Below are 24431 nucleotides of genomic sequence, written 5' to 3'. Positions count from 1 at the left end.
GTTGTGACTAGGGCCAAATCGCCCAGCACCTAACGTGATCAATGCACACCGCCATTCGGAGGTGAGTCCATACCTTTGATCCTTATTATCGATGATTCAGCGTTTCAGCGCGGCCTGCTACGGCAGATCGTCCTGACAGGGGGGTATGAAACTGTTGAAGCCATTGATGGAGCTGACGGACTGGCCAAGCTGAGGGGTCGACGGCCCGACTGCATCCTGTCAGACCTGCTCATGCCCCGGATGGGGGGGTTGGAACTGCTGGAGGCGCTCAGCCTGAAAGAGGTTACGATTCCCGTCATTATTGTCACGGCAAACCTACAAGAGAGCGTACGTGAACGTTGCCTGGCCGCAGGAGCGGTTGGTGTCGTGCACAAGCCAGCCGAGGCCGAGACTCTGCTGGCCCTCATCGATAAAACAGTGCAGGAGCCTTCGGGAGAAGGGTGATGTGGCGGACGAGCTGTTCGCCACGGTGAAGGGACCATCGACGATCGGGGTTGGCAGGGTGGCAGCAGGTTGGGGGGAGCTGCTCACTGCACCTTATCAGGCTCCAATTCCCCGGCAGATTGGGCACCGATCAGACTGACCTAAGCAGCTATGGCTCGCCGCCACAGCCACCCGATACCCGCAACTGAAAGCAGCCATGCCAGGACCTCCGGCAGACTGGGATTCCCGTTCCAGCCGAACAGACCTGCAGCGAGGGCACCCACGCCACCCTTCTCGTGCAGCAGCGGGTAACTGCCATCGGACCGGACGGGCGGATTTATGTCCCACACCGCCGTGCCGAAGGGGAGGATACCGGCCTCATGAAATTCGTGGATACCATGCGCAATGAGTCCCGCCGCAAAGAGAATCAGCAGAATCGAACTTACGTTGAAGAACGTCTTCAATGGCACGCGGCGGCCCTGGACAAAAATCAGGTAGCCGATGGCCACCGCAGCCGCGCCTCCGGCCAGCGAGGCGCCGAAGGATATTCCACCCTGGTTTGACAGCACGCCGTAAAGGAAAAGCACTGTCTCCACACCCTCCCGGAATACGGCCACGAACGCGAGCGCGAAAATGCCTACCCCGACGCGGCTACCCTCCGTCAATACGGATTCGGCCCGGCCCTCCAACCCACTGGCAATATCCCGGTTTCGGGCCATCCAGACGATCATCGTTGAGAGCACAGCGGCAGCCAGGATCATCACCGCGCCTTCAAATATTTTCTCCAGGCGGCCAGAAAAACCACCTGCCAGCAGCTGAAAGAGAACGGCTACCAGCAGGCTGGCCGCCACTGCCACCACAACCCCACTCCAAACCCTGCGCGTCAGGTCGTTACGTTCCGACTTCACGAGAAACGTGAACAGGATTCCAACGATGAGAGCCGCCTCCAGGGTTTCGCGAAATGTGATCAGGAATTCAGCCAAGGTCTACTCACCTCAAGGGGAATTTTTTAGGTTGTGGGGTTCCCTAGGCAAGCCCAGCGTTTCACTGACTCTCGGCACAGTCACTGCAGAGACCGTAGAGTTGATGGCTGTGCCGCAGCAACTTGAAATTGTGTTCCGCAGCAATTTTCTCTTGCCGCCGCTCGATTTGGTGGTCGACAAACTCAATAATCTTGCCACAGCCCTCACATATCATGTGGTCGTGGTGGGCTCTGGGGGCCCCCGTCCGGCTACTCGCGAGATTGTTCTCATACCGGTAGCGGCCGTCGCCGATATCCATCTTGTGGACAAAGTCTACCTGCTCCAAAACATCCAGCGTGCGGTATATCGTCGCCCGGGAGACGGGAATACCTCTGGACTTCAATGAGAAGTAAATATCGTCGATCTCTCGATGCTCGGTGCTCTCAAGAATGTCCTCCAGGATAGCCCGCCGCTGAGTAGTGAGACGCAGGGCTTCACCCTTAAGTGCCTTCCGGAAGTGTTCCAGCTGATCAGCTGTGATGCTCATGCCTTGCCTTGTTGAGACTCATTCTCAATAGCAATTTACGATTCTTTTCTGCTCGCCCACAATCTGTTTCTGGGCTACTGCTCCCCACACTTCGGGCGCCACCCGCAGATCCTAATCTGCGTCCAATTTGGTCATGACATAGAAGAGATTGAAATTCATGAACGAGCTCTGCTCGGATATCAGTCGTAATTTTTGCGGCTGGAAATAGTCCCTCTCAAGGTGCTCCCTGAATACCTTCCAGTCAAAGCCCAGGTGCGGGCCCCAACCCGAAGCACCCTCATTGCGGAAGGAGTCAATAGGTAGATTAAATAGCAGGCGCCGGACGTAGTCCCACTCACTCTGCCTGGCAAAAAACTCCCCATAGGCCTCCTTTCGCAACAGCTTGCGCGCCACGTATTTCAGGAGACCCGGCACACCTCTCTCGTTGGGAATTGAGAGTACGATCATACCGTGGGGCCGACACATGGCAACAATATTTTGCATGGCGTGCCGATAGTTCCCCACGTGCTCCAGCGTTTCAAAACAGGTGATGACATCAAAGCGGCTACGCCAGCTTGTATTGATCTCATTTAGATCCAGCCGATGAAAACTTGCGCCGTCAATATTCTTGTTGCGGGCTCCCCTCAGCAATTCGTCAGAATGATCAAATCCAAACAGGGCGTAATCCTTGCCGCTGAGAACGTGCTCTTTCAGTTGGGAAAGGACAAAGCCGTTGGAACAGCCTACATCAGCCAAACTGCCTCTAGCGGGCAGGTCAAGATCGTCAACAAGTCTTAGGATCCGCCGGAGCCTTGAGCGGTGAACAAGTTGGGCCAGGCCAAGGCCACGGTACGATTTTTCGTGGATGACGGTCAAGGTTTCCTCAGGGCAACTACCACGAGGCGCTTAGTGCTGGCAGTCGTCACTTCCCCGAGCCTGAACTGCCCTACCTGTAGATCAGCTGCCTGACCGACCAACCACGGGCCCCATGAAAAAGGCCGACCCCGCGAGACGGTGATCGGCCCTTCTGCTGCAACTCCCAATGGGCTCAGCGGCCTATCAGCCTGGCGCTTTCGAACAGCTGGGTGGAGCTGACCACCCGTATCCGCCCCGCGGAAAGATTCAGGGGGTAGGCTTCCCATAACCGGTCTTTTTCCACAACGGCGCGCTTGTCCTCGGGTATGTCATACACCAGCTCATCATCCACCTCTCTTGAGGGGAAGTCATAGGCTGCGGCGTCCTTGCCGCCCGCGTTTTGTCCGGCGGCAATATCGGTGGCCAGGCGGGCACCCCACTCCTCGTTGGTCACGATCACAATCTTCAAGTTTTCCACCTGCAGGTGGCGTCGGATGGCGGCATTTACCTGCGCAGGGGTCAGTGCATCGATGGCCGCCAGGTACCCATCAAGGAAGCCGTTGCCACGCTGATCGTAGAAGTTGTCATCCAGCTTGTAGGCCAGCAGCCGCTCGGAGGTCTCCGCCAGATTCAGGTAAAGCACCCTGGCCTTGTTCTTGGCCAACTCCACCTCCTCCCCAGTGAGGCCATCCCGCACAAAATTCTCCAGCTCCCAACCGATTGCCTTGAGTAGATGGTGGGCATATTCGTGGCCGGCGGGGCGCACCCACATGCTGAAGTATTGATTTTTACGGGGCGTGTTAGTGGGGGGAAACAGTGCAAATGGCCGGTTCTGAAACCACTCGATGTAGGAGTAGTCTCCGTAGTTATAGCCGCGGGCCTGGCGGATTTCATTATAGAGTCTGCCGAAGCTGTCACGATGCGTACCCAGCGCGACATTGGCCACATAGAGCGCCCAGTAGTCGCGGTGACGGCGGTCAACGTTGATGGGATAGCCAAGATGGATACCGGTGGCGATGGTAGTGGGCTGGGTGATGACAAGCAACTCACGGCCCTTGATGGCTGGTGCCCGTTTGGGCGGCACCCTGCGTAGCTTTTTCGCCCTCACCGACCGGCCAAGGCCACTGAGCGAAGACTGGATGAGGCGCTGGATATCGGCATCGCCGCTCGAGACCCCCACGGTGATATTGCCCGCCGTGTAGTAGGTCTTGTAAAAGCGGCGCACATCTTCAACGGTAATGGCTTTGAGACCGCTGATGGTGCCTGCGGGCAGGTGCCCATAGGGCGTCCCCTCGTGGATGTAGTTGTCCAGCGCATAGAGGCCCAGCAGCTCCGTGTTCTCCAGCCTAAGAGTCGCTGAGATATAGACTTTGGTCTCCTTGCTGATGCGCTCAAGCTCGTCGCCAGCAAACAGGGGTTGGGTGAAAAGCGGCTGCAACACTTTGACGGCGTACTCAGAAAACACGCCCTTCGGTACCGTGAAACTGAAGGTGGAAGTTTCCTTCTCGACTACCACTGAGGGGCTTGCCTGCTCTCCCCAGGGCCGAACAATATCGGCCAGCATGTCCTTGGTAACCGGGGCGGAAGGGTCGCCGAAGCTGCCATCCAAAAGCATGCGCCCAGTAAGCGCTGCCAGGCCTTCACGGCCAGCGGGGTCGCTTGCCGAGCCGGCCCGCACCATCACTTTTACCTGCACTAGCTCCGAGGGGGAGTTCAGAACAACGATCTTCACCGGTTTGGCCCAGCCCAATGCGACCGTCAGTAGCACGACTGCGGTCAGTTGCCAGGCTCCCCTGGCGCCTGCACCTCTGAATCGCAGGACAAAATGGGGGTCATGATACTTGCTTGCAACCATGGCTTAGCCCTCCCTGGGGGCCATCGTGACGATCACCCGGCTGTTGTCCACAAAATATTTCCGCGCGTAATGATCAATGTCGGCAGGGGTCAGGTCTTGCACCGACTGGACCAGCTTGTCGATGACCTGCGGGTCGCGCTCGAAACGGTAGTAGTAGGCCAGCTGCAGGGCCACATTGGCCGGACTGTTCAGCTGAGCCAAAAAATCGTACGTGTATTTGCTCTTTACCATCTCAAGAATCCGGTTTGCATTTTCAGTGGAGGAAAAATTCTCCAGATCGCCAAAGCCCGCAATGATATCCTGAATGACACGCTCCTGGTAGCTCTCGCCGCCTTCCGCATATTGATCAGTGTACAGCTGCCCGTTGATTTCCACCAGCCGACGGTGGAAGCCCTCAGTGGCGCTCAGATTCAGCTGGCTGACGGCTTTATCCTCAAAGCGCAGTTTGCGGAACAGCGGCGCCGATCGGGAGGTCAGCAGTTCGCCGAGAATTTGTCCCACTGCCGTGCCCTTGCTGCCCGTGACAAACTTCGGCCCCAGGTAGGCAACATTGACTCGTGGCGGCACGTCAGCATCCCAGGCAACGTGGCCGCGGCGCTCCGCCTGCTGAGGCGGGTCCTGCACGTCGATGACCGGCGTTTCCTGGTACTCCCAGCCACCGAATGCAGTGTTGATCTTAGCGCTGAGCGTGGCAACATCGATGTCGCCGGCAATCACCAGCACGCAGTTATTGGGGCGGTAATAGCTGTCATAAAACCAGCGGGCGTACTCGTAGTGCTGGGACATATTCACCACATCCTGAAAGAATCCGATGGTGGTGTGTCCGTAGGGGTGCTGCGGATAGGCCAGTTCCAGCTGCTTCTCGGTCATGGCCAGGCCAGGACTGGTGGCGTTCTTGCGGTATTCCCCCAGCACCGCGCCCGTCTCGGTCTGGAATATCTTTTCGTCGAATTCCAGGGCCGTAAAGCGGGACGCCTCCAGCTCCAGGAGGCCGGGCACCACTTCGCCCGATGCGAGGGTCACCGCATCAAGGTTGGAGCTAAATGTCAGGGGGTGATAGAAAGTGACGTCAAACCACGTCCAGGCGTTGTTGAAGGCGCCCAGTTTGTTCATGGCTTTGCGGTAGCCGTCGCTCTGGCCCCTAAACTCGTGGCGAAACATGATGTGCTCAAACAGGTGGGCAAAGCCAGTTTTTCCCTTTTCGGTTTCGTTTCCGGCACCGGCCAGAACTAGCACATTCAGGCTGAGTACGTCTTTGAACTCGGGCATGGATACGAGCAGGACGTCCAATCCGTTGTCCAGCGTCACCTTCTTCACGGGATAGGGGAAAACCGACTGGGCCCGGACTGGCATCGACTGAAGTGCCAGCACCGCAGCCAAAACTAAAGCAGACCGATACGCGCCACGCATAGGGTTCACCTCCAAGAATATATTTGTAGAACTACCAGTGTTAATTTATGGCTGTCAGAAAGGATTGGCACCCAATCAAGCAACGTTAATTGATGCATCGCCAAGACGTACGCGCGTGATTGGATGCGCCGGGTTTTACGACGCTCAGCCCGTGATCAGGGGGATACGACCTGCGTCTCCGGGTAGAAATTGTGCCAGCCGAACCAGTAGGCTTTTGTGGTCTGGATGCGGGTAAGTGGTGGACCACCGCCGGCCTCCTCCCCGGTGACCAGATCGAACGACCGGCCATCACCGGTGCGAGCGCGGGGCTGATCCTTGTCGACCAGCGTAAAGTCGAGGACTTCCTGCTCATATTCCCGCTGCCAGAGGGTGACCCCCTCGCCCGCCACATCGGTGAAGATCAACAAGGGTACGTCGGCGACAGAGAGTTCGGTCAGGCTGCCGGGCAGCAACGCCTGCACGGGAACCGCGTAGGGGCTTTCCTCAAGTTGGAAGCCGATGACCTTGGATTTGGCGGGCAGCAACGATCTGCCCATTCGGCGGCCGTGAATGCCCTGGCGCCGGGGATCGGCGTTATAGCGCGCATAGGAGGAACCGTAGAGCACCGGCTTCTTCAACACCTTGGTCTCGGGATAGGCGGCCAGCCAGGCCTTCCAGGTGGTCTGCAGGGCCGGATACGTTTCCAGCTGGGCATCCAGCAACGGGCCAGTGATCGCCCTGCCTGTGACATGGGCCCAGGTGGAATTGGTTTCGCGGTCGTACATCACCATGGCGTCTCTCCAGAGCTTGCCGGAGACGCCGAAGGTCAGCGTCTGGTCATTCACGGTGCGGACATACACGATGCCCGTGAAGCAGAGCGGTCACCAAGTGACAGCCAGTGGGAGGCCGTCCACCACGTCATCGACGATCTCATGGTGATCCAGGTGCCAAGTGGAATAGGCCACGGCCGTGCCTTCCGGCCCCACGATTCCGATTACCTGTTCCCAATCAGCCATGATACGGCGGGCCTTTTTGCCGGTGACAAACTCGGGATCAACGATAGCCGGGATGGCGTCACGGGGCAGCACATCGTAGACCGGATCGCCATCAATTATCTGCGCCTGGAGACTGGCGGGTGAGGCGACGGAGATCAACATACCATAGAGCAGGAATTCAGCCCATGGGACCAGCAGACCGCGGGGGCGGCTCAACTCCTCTCCAAACTCAGTCGCCCCTGATGGGGGCATGATTATCTGCGCATGCGTACATTGTTCCGGTCTGCCTGCCAGCTGGCCTAAGCAGCTGCTAGTTTAGTTACCCCGGCAGGCCCTGAAAATCAAAACGGGCGAAAATGTCGTGACCAACATGGAGATCTGTCGGGCCCAAGATGGCCCAGGGCGAATAGGGTTGGCCGTGGCTTTAAACAGGTCATTCCGCGACCATTACTGCCCGGAAATTCAGTGCGCCCCGGGTCGCTGGATCAAGCGGAATAATTACTCCTTTCTCATTCATATTTTAAGCTGTATACTCGATACTCAGGGCGGCGGAGGTATCGTTCGGCGCGGATCAAACACCTTGTGCAACATTACGAAGCGTGGGGGGCCGTGCCAAAGAAATGCTCGCGAAGAATATAGGCAGAGCCGTGGAATCCTCAGCCAGACCATACGACCTTTCTTCAGTTCGGGGAGTCGGTGCAGTTAATGCGGGACTCCTTTTTTGATTATGGGGAAGGCAGTGGCCCTCGTTTTTACCCAGCCCGATGGCCGGCCCGGAACCGAAGCGAACGTGAGGGGCAGGCCATGAGAAGGAAATTTGCGACTGCGCTGGGAATCATTATCTTGCCGCTGGTCGCATTTGCTCAAGTAGGCCAGCAGGCAGCGGAAATTTCCGGAACGGTGACGGACGCCAGGACGGGGGTCCGCCTGGTGGGCGCCAACGTGCTGATAGTGGGGACAGTACGGGGTGCAGCCACCGATGCGGACGGCAACTATCGAATCGGGAACGCGTCCGTGGGGAGTATCACCGTGGCTGCCCATTACATCGGCTACAAATCATCCGAGCAAGAGATCGCCGTGGTCGCGGGACAGAGCGTGACGCTCAACTTCGGCCTGGGCGTGTCAGCCTTGTCGCTGGATGAGGTGGTGATCACCGGTACCGGCCAGGAGGTGACCAAGCGGTCACTTGCGACGACGATCAGCACGGTGCGCGCGGCCGACACCGAGAACATGCCTATCCAAAGCTTGGGTGAAATGCTGACGGGCCGCACGGCCGGCGTCATGGCCATGAGCACCACGGGCACAGCGGGTGGAGCCATCCGGATTCGCGTCCGTGGCATGACCAGTTTGAGCGTCAGCAATGAGCCTATTGTCTACGTCGATGGCATCCAAGTAGACAACGCTGCCTTCGACCCATCCGGTTTCGGGTTCAATTACCTTGGCGGACAGGAGCAGTCGCGCCTGGGCGATATCAATCCCGACGACATCGACCGGATTGAGATCGTCAAGGGCTCGGCAGCGGCTACACTCTATGGTACTACCGCGGCCAACGGCGTGATCCAGATCTTTACCAAGCGCGGCGCCCTCAATTCCAAGGCACGCTGGACCTTCGAAACCGAACAGGGCTATTCGAACTACGATCCGGAAATCTTCACCTACCCGGAGGAAAGTTTCAGCTATACAGCCCCGTTTTCCGCAACCCAGAATGAGATTATTGATGTGACCAGTTTCGGTGGCAAGCTGCTTCGGGAGAGCATGATCGGCCAGGGGGCCATCGAAAGCTATAGTCTGAGTGTGCGTGGTGGCGGCGAAGCCGTTACCTACTATGTCGCCGGCCGGTCATCTCGTGAAGCGGGCGCCTTCATGCCGGGCACCAACACCAACCAGTTCTACAGCGGGAAGGCAAATGTGGAGCTGCATGTTTCCGACAAGTTGTCCCTGTATACAACCAACTCCATCAGCTACAACCGGCAACGGGCCGTGAACAATGACAATCACGTGTTTGGCTACATGGCGCAGGCCCTGCTATCCGTCGGCGATACATCCGCCGCCGCACCCCGGGGAGAAGCCCTCTATGATCTTGACAAGATCGACAAGATCCAGAACCTCAACGAGACTTTCCGCTATACAGGGTCCGTCCAGTTCAAGTACCGACCCGACAAGAATTGGAGCAATCGGCTTCTGTTTGGGCTGGACCTGACCTCGGCTGAGCTGGGTGACTTCATCCCCTTCGGAGCGGGGATCATGCTGGTACCTCTGGGCGAACGCCTGATTGACGGCCGCAAGTTCTGGTCGCTGACCCTAGACGCCAGCTCCGTCTACCGAGCCCGGTTGGGCAACATCGGTTTTGCCACGTCGGTGGGCGCACAGGGCTTCCTGGAGGACACCAAACTCGTCTCCGCCGGCGGAGAAGATTTCCCTTTCACGGGCCTCTCCACCATCGCCGGTACGGGATTCTCACGCGCATGGGAGAGTCGTTTCCGGTCGGTCAATGCCGGATTTTACATACAGGAGGTGATTGACCTCAGCAACGCCCTCTATATTACAGGCGCCGTGCGCACGGATGGTAACAGTGCCTTCGGAGATGAATTTCAATCGCAGACCTATCCTAAGCTGGGGGTGTCCTACGTACTGGATAATTTCAGCCTGCCTCTGCTCGGTAGTGGCAGCCTAAAATTGCGGGTAGCCCAGGGCAGCTCGGGAAGTCAACCGGGAGTCTTCGACAAGGACCGGACCTTCGAGCCTAACTCCCTGGCGAGCGCTCCCGGTTTAACGTCCTCTAACGTTGGTGACAAGGAGCTTAAGCCCGAAGTCAGCACAGAGCTGGAGGTCGGGTTTGATCTCAGTTTTCTGAACGAGCGCTGGGGGCTTGAATTCACGCTGTACAATCAGCGCACAATCGATGCACTGGTGCTCAAGCAGATTGCTCCGTCTACAGGTTTTGCCGGTTTCCAGCAGAGCAATATTGGAGAGGTGAGCAACAACGGTTTGGAACTGTTCCTCCGTGGCCTCATTATCCATACCGCGACCCTGAAGTGGGACCTTCGATTTTCCTACTCCGCAAGCAAAAATAATGTCGTCAGTCTGGGAGATGCGGCCGTCCCAGTGGGTAACCTGGGCGGCGTCAACCGAAATGAGGAGGGCTATCCCGTCGCCTCGCTCTGGGCACGGGGCCTGCGGAGCGATACGGTGGCGATCGTCAGTGGCGGCGTGCGGGCGGTGCCGGTGCCGGCAGTGGACGCCGGAGATCCCGCCCTGGACGGCATCGGGATCCTGGACGGCAAGCGAGTGGTGACGGCGGGCAATGTCTACATCGGTCCATCGTTGCCGTTAGAAACTGGGTACCTGCGCAATGACATCACGCTGTTTGGAAATTTCCGGTTCTCATTTCTTGTGGACTGGACTGATGGGCACTGGATGTATAACAGTACGCGTGAGTTCCAGTTTGAGTTCGGCAATTTGAAGAAGCCGGAACTCACCCCTTATGAGGTTCAGTACTATACGAACAAGCTGGCCACGGTGGGCTTTGGCGGGTTGGAGCCGGACGAGAAGGAGCGGCTCATCGAGCTGGCCCGCCTGGACGACCGAGAGGCCTACAACATGATGTCACCCGCCAATTTCATCAAATTGAGGGAGATATCGGCGTCGTACACCTTCCGCAACGTCCCGGGTCTGGAGAGCCTCACCCTGGTGGCAGCGGGCCGGAATCTCTGGACCGCTTCGCCCTACAACGGCCCGGATCCGGAAGTCAACTGGTCCGGCGCCAGCAGTACCCAGTCCAACGGTGTTGACTTCCTCACAACCCCCTCGCCCCGCAGGTTCACCCTCATGCTCAGGGCAAGTTTCTAAGCGGGGGCAAAGTGATGGGATCAGTCCTTGCCAAGCTATTAAGAGTCAGGCGCCACCCAGTGTCCGGTGAAGTTCGCAGGAAGCTACCCGGGCCCATGGAAACAGCCCTGGTAGCCCTGCTCGCGGCCACCATCGCCTTTCCGGGCTGCGACGCCCTGCTCAACGTTGAAAACCCCGGCTCGATCCTCGAGCAGGATTTGGAAACGGACACGGCGATCGATCCCCTTCTGACGGGGTTCAAAGCCGAGCTCTTTGCCGGTAATTTCAACAGTCTCCCCATGATCGTCCTTACCCAAGCCCTGCTGGCGGGCGAGACGTATAATGCCGACACCTTCACCTATTTTCAGGCCTTGGTGACGCGCGATGTCCAGTGCAGCGACGGAAGCCTCGACGGGCTGTACGCCTCGCTGTCCATTGCCCTTTTTTTGGGAGCAGACCTAGCGCGTCGTATGAAGCGGGTGCTGCCGCCGCCAGCTGCGGGAGGCACAGCAGCTGACAGTGCCGCTAAGGATATCCGCCTCGCTGAGACCCTGTGCGTCCTGGGATCGGGCTATCTGGTGGCCGCCGAGACGTGGTGGGAGATGCCCTTTGCGAAATTTGATGGCGTCCAATACGTTCCCGGTCCCATGGAACAGCAGACGGCTATACTTAACCGGGCCGTGGATAGCTTCACCGAAGCTCAAGCCGTAGCAGAGGCCGCGGCGTCGCCTGAGTTGGAGAGCTATGCCCGCAGCGGCCTGGCACGGGCCTATCTGTTGCTGGGTGACCTGGCTGCTGCCCTGCCACATGCGGCTGCTTCAGCCACTGGACGCTGGAATTATATGGCCCCCTACAGCAATCTGGATGAGAACTTCATCTATGTCTGGATTACACAGAGAGGTGGTCAGACCGTGGCACCAGAATTTCGCAATACGGGTGATCCGCGTGTGGCGGTCACCAATTCCGGCCAACTGGCATTGAATCAGTCCGATGCGCTGTGGGTACCCGACAAGTATGATGCCAGGGATCGGCCGCTCCGTATCGCCAGCTGGCAGGAGAGCGCCCTTATTGCGGCCGAGGCAGAGCTGACAGTCAACGGGGACGTGACGGCAGCCCTGGGCTGGATCAACAGCGTGCGTGTGGAGGCGGGCCTGGCCGCTGCCACGGGCGCCACGATTGCCGAGGTAACAACAATTCTGCGGCGAGAGCGTAAGTACGAGTTCTTTTTCGAGGGACGCCGTTTGTCAGACCTGATCCGCTACGGAGTAACCGAGGTGAACTATACGGGTGGGCAGGTTCCGGGAGTGCAGCCGCTGCCCTACTATCTCCCCATCCCCGACGACGAGTCGGACAACAACGACCATGTTAGCTGCAACGAGGCCCGCTGGCCGTAGCAGCTCGCACACATCTCAAAAGGCGACAGCATGATGGCCCTGCGACTCCGCGGGGCGTTGTGTTTTGGCCCTTACCCCTGAAATTGGAGTGGAGGGCGCGTTCAGGGGTTGACGATGGGGGGCGTGTCGACAGCTGTTGACCGGCACATCAGGGGGCCATGGCCCTCACACGTTGACCTGTCGTGCCACGCGGATAAATCGGCTGGTGGTGCCCGTACCACGCCCGGTATTGAACCACTTTTTCCACAGCCAGGCCTGCGCAGGGAGGTTGCGCGCCTGCGGTATGGGATAGGGCGCCATCATATACCACAGCCTGCAGAGAGCGATCCCCAGGATATCGTTGTTGCGGAGCTCCTCATCAAAACGCCCCGGCTCCTCCAGCAGCCAGGTCAGCTTATACCCCAGCACCCGCTCGAGCCGACGGCGCCATTCCTCCTTGCGCGAACGCTGCAGGTAACGGAACAGGATATCCTTTGCCGTACGCGGGTGAATCTGCCAGTAGCCCAGTTCGGGTCCATTGCTGATGCCCTGCCGAAATTGGTACAGGCTTTCCACCGCGCCGGTCCTGAGCACCAGCTCTTCCACGTCCGGCGACCACATATCCAGGCCTTGGAGCACCAGCCTTGCCAGCAGTCGATAGTCGGGATAGTGAATCCCGATCGGGGTGTGGGTCCGGACACCGCTACCCAATATGACGGGTACACTCAGAAGTATGAGAATGAATCGCATGGCTCGTATGGTGGTGTTGGTTGGCTTAGCAGACAGGTGTTGGGAGCATTGAAGGCGCACTGGTAAGGCACCCCAGCAGGCTCAGGAGGGCACTGTTCAGGTGTCGGCCAGCATTGCATAGCAACGATGTTGGCACCGGCACGGCCCGTGCTGCTCCCAGGCTTCCCGCGGGGTTCATATGATCGTGGCATTCATTCATAGCTGCACAACGCATCATTCGCTAGCGTATAATTGGCAACATCCGTGCCATAATGTCCAGTTCTGCCGTCCTGGCATACCTCCAGTAGATTAAATCATTGATTACCAAATAATTGAACCTGGTGTAGAGTGTGCCTGGATGACGGGAAATGTGGCTGAACAAAGCACAATCAGGGCGCATCCTGCCGGCTCGCCGGTGCGGTTAACGAAATCCCTGACCGAGGTGGGCGCTCCTCGGCCAGTCAATGCTGACGGCTGCCAAATGGGGCGCGCTACGGGGTTAAATTAAGAACAACATGGCAATGGAGTCATGGCGCCACAGGCGAAGGGGATAATATGGGACACGGCCTACTTGCCCAAGTCATTCAGCAACGAGCCAAACACACGGCGGCTGCCCTGTTCCTGGTGACATTACTTGCGGCAGGCTGTGGCACCGCGTCCGTCGCCATCACAGTTACCAGGCCAGCCGAAATCAATCTGAAGGATTATCGCAAGATCGCCATCGGAGATATCATTGGCCAGGATGAACGCAAGGGGAAGCACGCCAAGGATCTGTCGGATGAACTCACCTCTGCCCTGGTTGCTTCGAATCAATTTGAGGTCCTCAACCGCAAGAATCTCGCACGGATCATGACTGAGCATGACCTGAGTGAAACCGGAATCATTGATGAATCGACAGCGCCGGAACTCGGCAAGCTCATCGGAACAGCGGCACTGATATTCGGACGCATTCAGACCGACCAATACGAGGAAGACTTGAGCACTGGGGCATCGTACAAAGATAAAAAAGGCAAAGTCCATCAGACGCATACGAGAATAGGGACCTACCGCGTGACGGCAAACTTGCAGATTATAGATATCCAAACAGCTAAAGTGCTGGCTGCCAGGACCCTCACCGCCAACAGATCAGCCCGCAAAACCGCCGACCTCAAGGACCCGGGCAGGATAGACCGCGACGCGCTGTTCCGCAGCTGCATCAAGAATATCTCCGGGCAGTTCATGCGGATGGTGGCCCCCTACGAGGTTCAGGTTCGGGCGGCGTTTCTCACGGATGATCTGCTGCCGGAAACAGACCAGGCCATCGCATTTTTCCGTATCGGTGAATGGGAGGACGGCATAACCTTGCTCAGGGACGCCGTGGGCAAGCTGGGACTGGACAGTGAGGTTCAGTCCAAGGTCTACTACAATTTGGGTCTGGCAGAGATTTATACGCAGGAATTTGACTCGGCGCTGAAACACCTCAAGACCGCCCTGAGCCTGAATCCAAAGTCAAGGCGCATCCAGAAAACCATCGTGAGGGCCAAGGACGAGAAGGAAAATGCGGAGAAACTCAAGGAGCAGATCTGACCGGAGGTGCCCCGGTCGGGTTTGCTGCTTCACCCTCAATTCTATCCGCTGGAGGTCGCCACGAGCGCCAGGCACATGAGGTCCCCACTACCTAGGGCCCGCCTCTGCAGAGCCCTGTCCAAACTGCTGGCGACAGGACTGATATTGACCGCTCTGCCGCCGCTGAGAGCATCCGAAAAATCGGCCGCCCTTGAAAGCGGGTAGCTAGCCGCTAACGCTCACTTGGAGGTGAGGGTCCAGCTGCCGTCCCAGTCATCGCCGGGGGGGTGGGCCTTGAAATGGTCGCAGCGCAGGGCGTAAACCTGGCTGGGGGTGGTGGGGCGCTTCGTGAAGGTCTCCTCCAGCGGTTCACTGGCAAGAAACTTCTCCATGGCCTCATCCCACACCTGCTCTCCGTACAGCGCCATGCCCGCGCGGTAGATAGCCCGCATTTCAACCAGTGGGGGCGTCAGCTGCCCTGCTGTGGCCATGATTTCGACTGTCGAGACGGCCTCTGACTTGCCCATGACGCGAACCTTGTCGATCTCTCGCCACTCGAAGTTGTCGGGCCCGGCGAGATCGAGGGTCTCGTTCGTGCACTGGATGTAGATGCCATACTGTTTCGCGGAGGCCTCCAGCCGGGCGGCCGTATTGACCACATCGCCCATCATGGTGTAGTTCATCCGCGTCGGGGTTCCCATATTGCCGGTGACAAAATCACCTGAGTGCACGCCGATACGCATGCGCATTTCGTGGATCAGCTCAGGCCACTTATCGCCCTCCGAATGCCACTTTTCCCGGAGTTCGGTAAGATTCGCCTGCATCCCAAGGGCCGTTCTCAGTGCTCGGGCAGCGTGATCGTCCATACGCAACGGTGCCCCGAAAAATGCCACAATGGCATCCCCCTCGTATTTGTCGAGCGTGCCGCCCGCGGCCAGCAGGGTGTCGGTCATTGCCGTAAGGTATTCGTTGAGCAACTCCACCAGCTGCGTGGCCGTAAGGATCTCCGAAAAGCTTGAAAACGACTGAATATCGGTAAAGTAAGCGGTGCGCACCCCAGAATCACCCCCCAACTCGGGCTGTTGGTTGGTCTCAACCAGCTCGTCGATGAGCTCTGGCGATATGTAGGTGCTGAAGGTCTTGCGGAGGAACCGTTTGTCCTTTTCAAGAACCACGTACTGATAGAGATTCACACTGAGGAAGGACCCTCCGATGCCCATGATGGGTCGTACGATTTCGAACACCTGCAACACCTCGATAAACCGGTTGAAGGCGAACAGCATCCAGCCCGCAGCGAATACCCCCGCGACGAGTAATGACCAGATGCCCTTGACCCGGGTCAGTGCAGCGCCTGCCAACGCCCCCAGCAAAGCTACAATCCAGAACATGGCGGCCTGCGGTACGGGGTGGACAAACTCGTTCGCGAGGAAACTCATGATCATGTTGGCGTGGATCTCCACGCCGGGGAAGGCCTCCTGCACGGGCGTGCTTCTCAGATCCATCAAGCCCGGCAGTGTGGACCCTACCAGTACAATCTTGCCCTGGAAATATTCCGCCGGCAGCATATCAGGCGAGGCCCAGGCATAGGGGATGTACCGAAAGGTGCGATGGGTGCCAAAATAGTTCACCCATATGCGGCCGCTGGCATCGGTGGGGACCTCGCGTACAACCTTGCCGCTGCGGTCCCTCAATTTGAGTCGCTGCCGGTCCATATCATACTCGAGGCCGTCCGCAGGAATGTCGAGTATGTCCATGACCGCAGCCATCGTGAGGCTGGGGTAGACTTGGCCCGCGCTGGAAAAGTGCACGGCGGTGGGACCGCGGCGGATGATGCCGTCGGCGTCCTGGGGGAAGTTGGCGCTGCCGATGCCCTTGCTGGCGTTGAGCAGATCTATAAATTTGAGGTCGAAACGCTCACCGGCGGGAAAGCGGGCAGCGACATCAGCGGGCACCCGAATCGTCTTTGCAGCGGCATCCAGCAGGGATGGAATGCGGATAACCATCCCCGCCTCAAGGCCAACTGGCGGCAGCAGGTCGGTGTTCAGCCCGCTGAGATAATCGGCGGCAGCGGTGTCGCCAAAATAGGCACCGGCAATGTCGGCCATGGACTCGCCCTCCCGAACCGTATGCAGGTGCACACCCTCAGGCGGCTCGGTCATGGGATATTGGAAATTCAGAGTGTCTGCCTGGGAGAGTGAAATGGCGTGATAGACATTGCCCGCGCGGTAGGTGGCATTAACAAACGCCGTGTCATGGTGGAGCTCGGGCTCGGGATCAAACAGGACATCGAATATGATCGCCCTGGCTTGACCACTGCTGAGATAGTTGATGAGCACGCCATGGCGATCGTGAAACCATCGAAAATAGTTCCCCAATTCGTCGATACTTTGTTGATCAATATCGACGATCAGCACGGTATCAATGGATTCTTCGCGGAAGTTCGATGTTCTAGCCCGGAACCTGCTGTCATAGGACCGGTTTTCATAGCCGCCCACGACTTCCGTCAGAAATGACCACGGTGCCGTGGTGACCGTCCATATAAAAAGGGCTGAGACCACACCCAGCCCGGAGCCAATGAGCAGCTGCCTGAGTTTGTCAGACACCCTGGCCACTTAGCCGACGAAGCGATGCCACGGTTTTACCCCTATTCTCCCTGTTGTTGATCGAGGTCTTTGTTCCAGCGGACAAACTCCAACTGATCATCGGTCGCCTGATCAAACTCGAACAGATTGTAGCGGCCGTCCGAGCGGACGTTGATCTGCATGCCTTCAACCAGGGTGATCCAGTCTTCCAGTGACACCTCGTAGGGGCCTGGCACCTCCTCAGGCGGGGCTACTTCCTGGGGCGGCCCAATCCTGATGGGGTCCGGTGCACCGGTGCCACCATCGCCCTGCTGGCCACCATCGCCGGCCTGCGCCCAGATAACGTCCACATTGCCCTCGTACACCAGTACCGAGCTCTCAGCCGTGTCGGCGATGGTCCTGAACTTGGTGCCGCGTATGGCGGCCACTGCCGTCGGCGCCCGGATAGCGACGTTCCTGGTCTCACCAAAAGCCGCCTTGGCCGCCACCCACACCTGGCCCGAAAAAATTGTCGCCCCGAAGTCCTTCTGGAGGGGGGTTACACTTGCAGCGGTCAGCTGCAGCTCGCTTTTCTCCGCAATGCGGACTTTCCCGCCTCCATCGAGGGTAATCTCACAGCGCGATTTGGGTGCCGTCCTGATCCTGTCGCCCACAAATACGTCCTGATTCATAATCGCTTTGCCCCAGCCCGGATTGGGCCGAACCAGGATCTGGACGTTGCCCAGGGGAAAGGTCACCCGGCCGAACAGTTGTTTGTCCTGGGCCGATAGAGCAGTTAGAAATATGGGCAGTAAGACCGGAAGATACCGGTAAGGAGCTGTCATGCCGTCATTCAAGCCCGGTCGGAGGGATTATCGGATCCGCCTTAGGAGACAGCTAGCGGTAGGCTGGCGAGAATATCGCGAGCGAGTGTCGTTTGGCCCCAACCGCACGCTCTCATCAGTCGAGGATGAACATCACCCGGCAATTGCTGAGGGCCTCCGCGAAGCCGGCATATCCCGCCGCCTGCTGGGCATCGCGGGTGGCGATAACCACATCGGTGCCGAACGTGCCCTGGGTTGCAGTCCCCTTGATGGTGAGCGGGTTACCCGCAACGCGGGAATCGAGCTTGGCCGCGGCGATATCCTTGTGGTAGCCCACCACGCCCTGGGTAACAGCAAAGTCGCGGGGATAGTTGCCCGGGCCGTAGATCACCGACCCATCGCTGGTAAACACGCGGGGCGACATGGACGGTTTGACTCCCAAGCCGCGGGTATCGATAATCAGACCCGTAATGGGCTGGCCCGCGATGGCGAGGGCAACGCTAGCTCCAGCCGCCGGGGCAAGGGCGCGGTTGGCAGCACCAGCAATACCTGGGAGGAAAGCAATGGGCTGGTCTTCACCGGGGGTAGCCACCGCGGCACTGGCCGGGAGAACGGCGTCCATGATGCCGCTCATGGGCACGGTCATGCTGAGCTCCACCGACGCGTCGCTCAGATATTTCACGTCCCCCACCTGCCGGGCACCCCGGACCATGGCTTCCACCTGTGTTCGGATGACATCACTTGAAACCATGTTGTTCATGACAGTGGTCTCCGACGTGATTCGCACCGCCTTCACCGCCTCCACGAGGTTACGCAGGGCGTCCAATTTAGCCGCCCGAATCGCATTGGCCCGGGCCATGCCCACATTGGGCGCATTGGTAGGAATGGCGCCGATACCCGTGGCGGTAATGATCCGCATGGAATAGTCCACTACACCGAATTCATTCGGCTCGGTGACGGCCCCGGGGGCGCCCAATCCCTGGCCCCGCGCAGCGCCTACGGAAAGGAGCAGAAGCAGCACGGTCACCATAAGTTTGTTGTGTCGCATAGGTTTTCTCCCTGGAAATTTCGTTGTGCGGGACAGCGTGGCGCTCAAAAGAACTCTATGGACTGCGCTCTAAAAGGTGGTTCGTAGCGCAGTTTGAAAATCCCTGATGATGAGCAGGGCGTCCGCTCCGGTTACGTGGCCCCCCGGATCGAACCGGCCGGTGAATGTGTCGGCTTTCATGATGCCCCGCTCCGCACAGAGCGCCATCGCATTGTAGGCAAAGTGGCTACTGGGCACATCGGCGAAGCGTGACGGGTTCTCCCCAAAATAGCGGGTGTCCAGTGAGGCGTCCCTCGTAGCCGTAACCAGGATGCGTTGCACGGCCATGGCATAGTCGACCCGAGTTACCGTTTGGTCGGGAGAAAAATTGCCTGCGGGATCCACCTGGAACACGCCCAGTTGCAACGCCTCCACGATCCACGGCTCAGCCCAATGGCCGGCCACATCCCGGGGAACCATCGCGGCGGCTGGGGTCTCCGAAGCCCCTGGGGGCCGGAAGCCCACCTGCCCGGCGCTCGGGGGCGCCATACGCTCGAATATGGCGGCGAGTTTGAGCTCCTCAGCGAAGAGGACCGCCAGGTCGGAGCGGGTGATCTCGCTCTTGATGGCGATCTTCCGGCCCGCGTCTGTGCCCGGTCTGGCCCTGACAATATTCTGCGAAAGGGTCCACATCTCATCCGCCTTGCCCGCCAAGTCGCCCTTCAGGTCAACCACCTTGGCAAATTGTGCGCCAGCCTGTTGAAAATTCAGTCCGTAGAAGCTGGCCTCGCCCAGATAGTAATCGACTGCCTCGTTACCGGGGTCAAGTTTGGCGGCACGGTTAAGATCGCCTTCGGCTTTCTTCAACCAATTCTTCTCCAGCGACCTCTTGGCAAGCCAGTACCGGCCGCGGAATATCCAGACCGTAGGATCCTTGGGGGCCAGTTTCACCGCTTTGTTGACGGCCTTTTCCCGATCCTGAAAGTCCATCATGTAGGCTCGCGTCAGGCCCAGCCCACCCCAACCGGGGGCAAAATTCTTGTCCAGGTCCACCGCCCGCTGAAAGGCGGCCTCGGCCCGGGCATAATCGCCGCTCTCAAGGCTGCGGACACCGAGCCGCTGGTGGTACTCAGGCGTGTCCAGGTCGGACTGTGATACGACCTTCGGAGCACACCCCGGCAAGCCCATTAGCCCTATCAAAGCAAGGGATAACAATACTTTAGCGCGCATCGTGAAAACTCCTCCGCTGGTGGCACTGAATGACATGGCGCGGGACGCAAGAGTAGCTCGGAATGAAGGTAGGTATGGATAGCATCATCCGCAAGGGGATTGCCACCACGGTCAGCATTTCAGCACGGTGGACGCCGTTCGAAATCCACGGCAGTGAGTCATTTGGCCTGGACTGTGAGATCTAAGCCGCTGGGCGTCATGGCCACAACGAATAGTGCATAGGTCCCGAAATCTTTCCCGTCCAGGGCCGATCCCAGGTCCTCATTGCTGCCTGTATAGCGCAGGGCCAAGGTGACCGTCCCACTGGCAAAGCTGCGCTGGTCCACCGACTGTATGCCCTCGATCTCGCTGCCCAGACTGGCGATGATCTGCCGACGGCTTTGGAAGGTCACCCCGGAAATTCGCAGGGTAACGAGACGGGCGTTGGATTGTTCGAGGCTCCAGCGCCTGACCGTTTCGGCCAACAGGTAGTCGCTCACTTTTCCGGCGGCCTGTTTCAGGGCGCTCACGCCGGCGGTTCGGGCGTCAATATGAGTGCCCTTGCCGTGGAAAGTCTCCTGTGCCATGATTTCGGCATTATCCGCGCGGATCACCTGAGCGCTGATGTTCGCCTGGCCCGAGAGCCGCGTGCCCAGCATGGGATGGGTTACGGCTTTGGAGCTAGCGATGCCCACAATGATGTACTCGGCGCCAAACTCGGCTGCCACGCCAGCGGCCTGGGCCGCATTTCCCTGAATGGAGGCCAGGCTGATATTCCTCTGCCGCAAGGCCTCGCTCTGGCTCGGGCTGACGATACTGAACCCCTTGGCCGCCAGCGCCCGCCCAATCTCCGTTTCGGCTACGATGGAGTTGGGATCATCAATGTTGGTCTCATCGATCATGATCATGAACCGTGGGTGCCGCACCCACGATAGCAAGAGGTCCAGTGCCAACTGATCCTTCACCACCTCGTCCAGGATATCTGTTACGACGGCCTCAATCGTTACTGTCCACAGTCCATCAGGGCCCTGGCTGGCTGACCGCTCTTCGTAGGTCTTTACGAACCCGTTGGCTTTGCTCAGAATACGGTCCTCCACCACCTGAAAATTCTTTACCAGCGTTTCGCTGGCAACCACCACGCCGACCCCTTTCTCCACGGCATCACGCTTGGCGGCAGACAACGCAGCATCGCGGGTCATGGCCATCCCCTGACCGGTCACTGTCAGTGTCTGGGCACTAAGGATGGCACCCAGTCCCACGAGCACGGCTACGGCCAGATTCGGTGGCAGGATTCGTTTCGGCGAGAGTCTGTTGTTGATCATGTCGGTACGCTCTCTGGTAATTGAGGCCAATGTTTCCGCTCATGGGCTACCGCAAGCCCGCGACCGGCGACAGCCTGAAGATTGAGCGGGTGAAGGGAATCGAACCCTCGTAACCAGCTTGGGAAGCTGGTGTTCTGCCATTGAACTACACCCGCACGGGCCAATCCAATTTACCGGGCCTTATCCTGCCAACACAAGACACCAATATGAGTTCTTGCGCGGTTGGGCCACGATCTACCTGGTGAACCTGCGCTGCAACATCTAGTTCATACTTCGAACTGCTCCACAATATTTTGTGGTCCAGGCCACATTTTTACTTGCACCCTAATTTTAGGCGGCCTACATTTTGCGCGGCATTTCATGCCGCCCCCGTATACCTAACAGTTGCCAGGTATCCGCTTGAAGCAGAGGAAGTCTTTTACCCTCAAGGAGGAGATGGTCGCATGGCCGAAGCGATGGAATTTGATTTCTTTGAAACGATTATCGGGGCCCCTGGCACAGGAACAAGGCTTCCCTTAGAGCCTGCCGAGACTGGAAACGGGCGTGGCAGGATGGCCGAGGCCTCCTTGCCCCCCAAGACCCGCGACGAACAGTCGCCCCCAAAGTACAAATTGGACGCCTATTATCAGGATGACGAAATCGCCAGGGACGTGTTGCGGGCCAAATATCTGGCGCCGGGAGAGAGCCACCCGTGGGATCTGTGGGTGCGCCAGGCCAGGGCCATTGCCGGCGTGGAAGCCACCCCGGAGTTGAGGCGCCAGTGGGAAGGTCGATTCTTGTACCTCCTGGAGGATTTTCGCTTCGTTCCTGGCGGTCGCATTATGCACGGCGCGGGGCGTGAAGATATCAAGACGACCCTCAATAACTGCTATGTTGTGGCCATCAAGGAGGATGCCATCAGTGCCATCTACCAGGCTATTTTTGACGAGGCGTTGACCTACAAGTATGGCGGCGGCTGCGGCCACGACCTGTCGACCCTGCGGCCGTCCGGTTCGCCCATCGCCGGCACGGGCGGGGAGTCGTGCGGCCCCATCGGCTTCATGGACCTGTTCAGCACGAACACCAATACGATCGCACAGCACGGGCGCCGGGGTGCAAACATGCAAACCCTGCGGGTTGATCATCCCGATATTGAAAGCTTCATCACGATCAAGAAAAATCTGGACAAGGTGATGTACTCGAATATCTCCGTCCTGCTCACCCATGAGTTCATGCATGCGGTGGAGCAGGATCAGGACTTCGAACTGCGGTGGGGCGGTGAGGTCTACCGCACGGTCCGCGCCCAGGAATTATGGCATGAGATCATTGCCGCGGCCCATGCCAGCGCCGAACCGGGGCTCATATTCTGGGACACCATGCGGGACTACCATAACGGGGAGTATTGCAGCCCGCTGGTTTCCACCAACCCCTGCGCCGAGCAGCCGCTGCCCGATGGTGGCTGTTGCAATCTGGGCAGCATCAACCTGGAGCGCTTTGTGGATGCCGATGGCCAGTTTATGATGGCGGCGTTTGATGAGACGGTGAGCGTGGCCACCCGCTTCCTCGATAATGTGATCGATTACAACATTGACCGCCATGCCCTCCCCATCCAGCAAGAAAACGCCAAGAACGATCGCCGCATTGGACTGGGCATTCTTGGTTTGGGCGACATGCTGGTGCGCCGGAGCATCCGGTACGACAGTGATGAGGCGCTCCAAGCTGTAGAGGAGATCATGAGAACCATGCGGGACACGGCCTACGCAACTTCCATCAGTCTTGCAGCTGAAAAGGGCGTCTTCCCCAACTTTGAGTGGGACGGCTATCGCCAGAGCCACTTCATACCCAGCCTGCCGGAGAATCTGCGCACGGACATCAGAGAGCAGGGGATTCGCAACGTAACCATTCTGACTGTGCCACCTACCGGCTCGGGGGCGATCGTCGCCCAGGTGACCTCTGGCATCGAGCCGATTTTCGCCACTTCCTACAAGCGCCGCGTAAAGCGGAATGAGGGGCTGGGCGATACTTTCCGGGAATACACCGTCTATCACCCCATTATCAAGAATCTGTTTGGGACTGACGGCGATATGCCCGAGTATGTCACAACCGCACACCAGATTGACCCCTTTTTTCGGGTGAAGCTACAGGGTGTTATCCAGCGCTTCGTCGACAGCTCCATTTCTTCTACGGTGAATCTGCCCCAGGACATCTCCGCGGAGACGGTGGCGGAGATCTACATGGCCGCCTATCATGAAGGCCTAAAGGGCATTACCGTCTACCGGGAGGGTTCGCGTGAGGGTATCCTGATATCCGACGAGCAGTCCCAGCCACAGGGAAATGAGCCGCCACCTCATGAGCCAGAGGCTGACCGTGACGGACAATCCGGTGATTCTGAGAGCACCGTTGATGCCCAGGCTCAACCCTCCGTCGCTGTTTCTGAGAGCCTCATGGGCCGGCCACAACTGCACCCCCGCCCCAGACCGGAGATAACCGGGGGTGTCACGCGCAGGGTCCGGACCGGCGAGGGCAATCTCTACATCACCATCAACGAGGATGAGCGTGGGCTCTGCGAGGTCTTCACCACGATCGGTAAGGCTGGCGGCGCCGCGTCCACCCAGGCCGAAGCCATCAGTCGCTTGATATCACTGAACCTTCGGTCCGGCGTGGATCCGTGGGAAATCGTGAAGCAGCTCAGAGGCATCAGCGGCCCCAGCCCAACCTGGGAACAAGGCCGCCTCATTCTGTCGACGCCGGACGCCATTGGCCAGGCGCTGGGCCGCTATCTGGGCGAGCGACAGAAACGGCCGTGGGAACTTGTTCAAAACGGCGCTGGAGACAGGGCCGGTGCTAATGGCCTGAGACCCGACGGCCCAAAACCTGCCCCTGGGTACTCTTCCGCCAGCGGGCCAACCCCTGAGGAGCCTAGTTCCAAGACCATGATTACATGCCCGCATTGCGGCGGCAATGTCGTCCACGAGGGCGGCTGCGTTACCTGCCCGGCATGCGGGTACTCCCGGTGCTAACCCCCCCTG

Annotated in this window: 18 protein-coding genes and 1 tRNA gene; 5 read left to right on the top strand and 14 right to left on the bottom strand. The window is 58.7% G+C overall.

Annotated elements, in window-relative coordinates:
- The first annotated feature begins 75 nt into the window (after positions 1-75).
- Positions 76-444: a response regulator gene (locus IH971_00780; protein MCH7496373.1), complete on the top strand. Its 369-nt coding sequence runs from the start codon at positions 76-78 to the stop codon at positions 442-444.
- Between the two features lie 140 nt (positions 445-584).
- Here the strand turns inward: IH971_00780 and IH971_00775 are convergent, their stop codons facing one another.
- From IH971_00775 to IH971_00745, 7 genes are all read right to left on the bottom strand, one after another.
- A complete protein-coding gene (locus IH971_00775) occupies positions 585-1406 on the bottom strand; it encodes an FTR1 family protein (GenBank protein MCH7496372.1) in 822 nt (273 codons plus the stop codon).
- A gap of 61 nt (positions 1407-1467) precedes the next feature.
- Positions 1468-1932: a transcriptional repressor gene (locus IH971_00770; protein ID MCH7496371.1), complete on the bottom strand. Its 465-nt coding sequence runs from the start codon at positions 1930-1932 to the stop codon at positions 1468-1470.
- Between the two features lie 111 nt (positions 1933-2043).
- The gene (locus IH971_00765; protein MCH7496370.1) at positions 2044-2787 is read right to left on the bottom strand and encodes a methyltransferase domain-containing protein; all 744 of its coding nucleotides are present in this window, start codon (positions 2785-2787) and stop codon (positions 2044-2046) included.
- A gap of 172 nt (positions 2788-2959) precedes the next feature.
- Positions 2960-4621 carry an insulinase family protein gene (locus tag IH971_00760; GenBank protein MCH7496369.1) on the bottom strand — a complete coding sequence of 554 codons (1662 nt, stop codon included), beginning with the start codon at positions 4619-4621 and terminating at the stop codon, positions 2960-2962.
- 3 nt (positions 4622-4624) lie between these two features.
- Positions 4625-5974 carry an insulinase family protein gene (locus IH971_00755; protein ID MCH7496368.1) on the bottom strand — a complete coding sequence of 450 codons (1350 nt, stop codon included), beginning with the start codon at positions 5972-5974 and terminating at the stop codon, positions 4625-4627.
- A 212-nt stretch (positions 5975-6186) separates the two neighbouring features.
- Positions 6187-6855, bottom strand: coding sequence for a DUF3179 domain-containing protein (locus IH971_00750; GenBank protein ID MCH7496367.1), 669 nt, complete (start codon positions 6853-6855; stop codon positions 6187-6189).
- Positions 6856-6891: 36 nt separating this feature from the next.
- Positions 6892-7221 (bottom strand): DUF3179 domain-containing protein, encoded by a 330-nt coding sequence (locus tag IH971_00745; protein MCH7496366.1) that lies wholly within the window; start codon positions 7219-7221, stop codon positions 6892-6894.
- A gap of 588 nt (positions 7222-7809) precedes the next feature.
- Here IH971_00745 and IH971_00740 point away from each other — a divergent pair.
- Together IH971_00740 and IH971_00735 are read left to right on the top strand one after the other, a co-directional pair.
- The gene (locus tag IH971_00740) at positions 7810-10854 is read left to right on the top strand and encodes a SusC/RagA family TonB-linked outer membrane protein (GenBank protein ID MCH7496365.1); all 3045 of its coding nucleotides are present in this window, start codon (positions 7810-7812) and stop codon (positions 10852-10854) included.
- Positions 10855-10949: 95 nt separating this feature from the next.
- Positions 10950-12227, top strand: a complete 1278-nt coding sequence (locus tag IH971_00735; protein ID MCH7496364.1) for a RagB/SusD family nutrient uptake outer membrane protein — start codon at positions 10950-10952, stop codon at positions 12225-12227.
- A gap of 165 nt (positions 12228-12392) precedes the next feature.
- On the opposite strand, the gene IH971_00730 is transcribed toward IH971_00735, so the two are convergent.
- Complete coding sequence (locus tag IH971_00730; GenBank protein ID MCH7496363.1) at positions 12393-12956, bottom strand: hypothetical protein; 564 nt, start codon at positions 12954-12956, stop codon at positions 12393-12395.
- Between the two features lie 534 nt (positions 12957-13490).
- Between IH971_00730 and IH971_00725 the strand changes: the two genes are divergently transcribed.
- Positions 13491-14501 (top strand): tetratricopeptide repeat protein, encoded by a 1011-nt coding sequence (locus tag IH971_00725; GenBank protein MCH7496362.1) that lies wholly within the window; start codon positions 13491-13493, stop codon positions 14499-14501.
- Positions 14502-14719: 218 nt separating this feature from the next.
- Here the strand turns inward: IH971_00725 and IH971_00720 are convergent, their stop codons facing one another.
- From IH971_00720 to IH971_00695, 6 genes are all read right to left on the bottom strand, one after another.
- On the bottom strand, positions 14720-17083 hold the full coding sequence (locus tag IH971_00720; protein MCH7496361.1) for an adenylate/guanylate cyclase domain-containing protein: 2364 nt from the start codon (positions 17081-17083) through the stop codon (positions 14720-14722).
- Positions 17084-17124: 41 nt separating this feature from the next.
- Positions 17125-17886: a FecR domain-containing protein gene (locus tag IH971_00715; protein MCH7496360.1), complete on the bottom strand. Its 762-nt coding sequence runs from the start codon at positions 17884-17886 to the stop codon at positions 17125-17127.
- A gap of 115 nt (positions 17887-18001) precedes the next feature.
- Entirely contained in the window at positions 18002-18913 is a 912-nt protein-coding gene (locus IH971_00710) for an LPP20 family lipoprotein (protein ID MCH7496359.1), read from the bottom strand.
- Between the two features lie 69 nt (positions 18914-18982).
- Entirely contained in the window at positions 18983-20122 is a 1140-nt protein-coding gene (locus tag IH971_00705) for an S-layer homology domain-containing protein (protein ID MCH7496358.1), read from the bottom strand.
- Positions 20123-20280: 158 nt separating this feature from the next.
- Positions 20281-21453 carry a hypothetical protein gene (locus tag IH971_00700; protein MCH7496357.1) on the bottom strand — a complete coding sequence of 391 codons (1173 nt, stop codon included), beginning with the start codon at positions 21451-21453 and terminating at the stop codon, positions 20281-20283.
- A 54-nt stretch (positions 21454-21507) separates the two neighbouring features.
- Positions 21508-21578 (bottom strand) — tRNA-Gly (locus IH971_00695).
- Between the two features lie 396 nt (positions 21579-21974).
- Here IH971_00695 and IH971_00690 point away from each other — a divergent pair.
- Entirely contained in the window at positions 21975-24422 is a 2448-nt protein-coding gene (locus IH971_00690; protein ID MCH7496356.1) for an adenosylcobalamin-dependent ribonucleoside-diphosphate reductase, read from the top strand.
- Positions 24423-24431 lie beyond the last annotated feature (9 nt).

This window comes from Candidatus Neomarinimicrobiota bacterium (assembly GCA_022560655.1).
Lineage (GTDB): Bacteria > Fidelibacterota > Marinisomatia > SCGC-AAA003-L08 > TS1B11 > JADFSS01.
The sequence above is the reverse complement of the archived record's forward strand: the minus strand, read 5'-3'. Positions and strand labels throughout refer to the sequence as shown.

Coding starts and splice junctions, on each gene's coding strand:
- IH971_00770 (MCH7496371.1), bottom strand. CDS start 1,932: ATGAGCATCACAGCTGATCAGCTGGAACACTTCCGGAAGGCACTTAAG.
- IH971_00760 (MCH7496369.1), bottom strand. CDS start 4,621: ATGGTTGCAAGCAAGTATCATGACCCCCATTTTGTCCTGCGATTCAGA.
- IH971_00755 (MCH7496368.1), bottom strand. CDS start 5,974: ATGCCAGTCCGGGCCCAGTCGGTTTTCCCCTATCCCGTGAAGAAGGTG.
- IH971_00740 (MCH7496365.1), top strand. CDS start 7,810: ATGAGAAGGAAATTTGCGACTGCGCTGGGAATCATTATCTTGCCGCTG.
- IH971_00735 (MCH7496364.1), top strand. CDS start 10,950: ATGGAAACAGCCCTGGTAGCCCTGCTCGCGGCCACCATCGCCTTTCCG.
- IH971_00730 (MCH7496363.1), bottom strand. CDS start 12,956: ATGCGATTCATTCTCATACTTCTGAGTGTACCCGTCATATTGGGTAGC.
- IH971_00725 (MCH7496362.1), top strand. CDS start 13,491: ATGGGACACGGCCTACTTGCCCAAGTCATTCAGCAACGAGCCAAACAC.
- IH971_00715 (MCH7496360.1), bottom strand. CDS start 17,886: ATGACAGCTCCTTACCGGTATCTTCCGGTCTTACTGCCCATATTTCTA.
- IH971_00710 (MCH7496359.1), bottom strand. CDS start 18,913: ATGCGACACAACAAACTTATGGTGACCGTGCTGCTTCTGCTCCTTTCC.
- IH971_00705 (MCH7496358.1), bottom strand. CDS start 20,122: ATGCGCGCTAAAGTATTGTTATCCCTTGCTTTGATAGGGCTAATGGGC.
- IH971_00690 (MCH7496356.1), top strand. CDS start 21,975: ATGGCCGAGGCCTCCTTGCCCCCCAAGACCCGCGACGAACAGTCGCCC.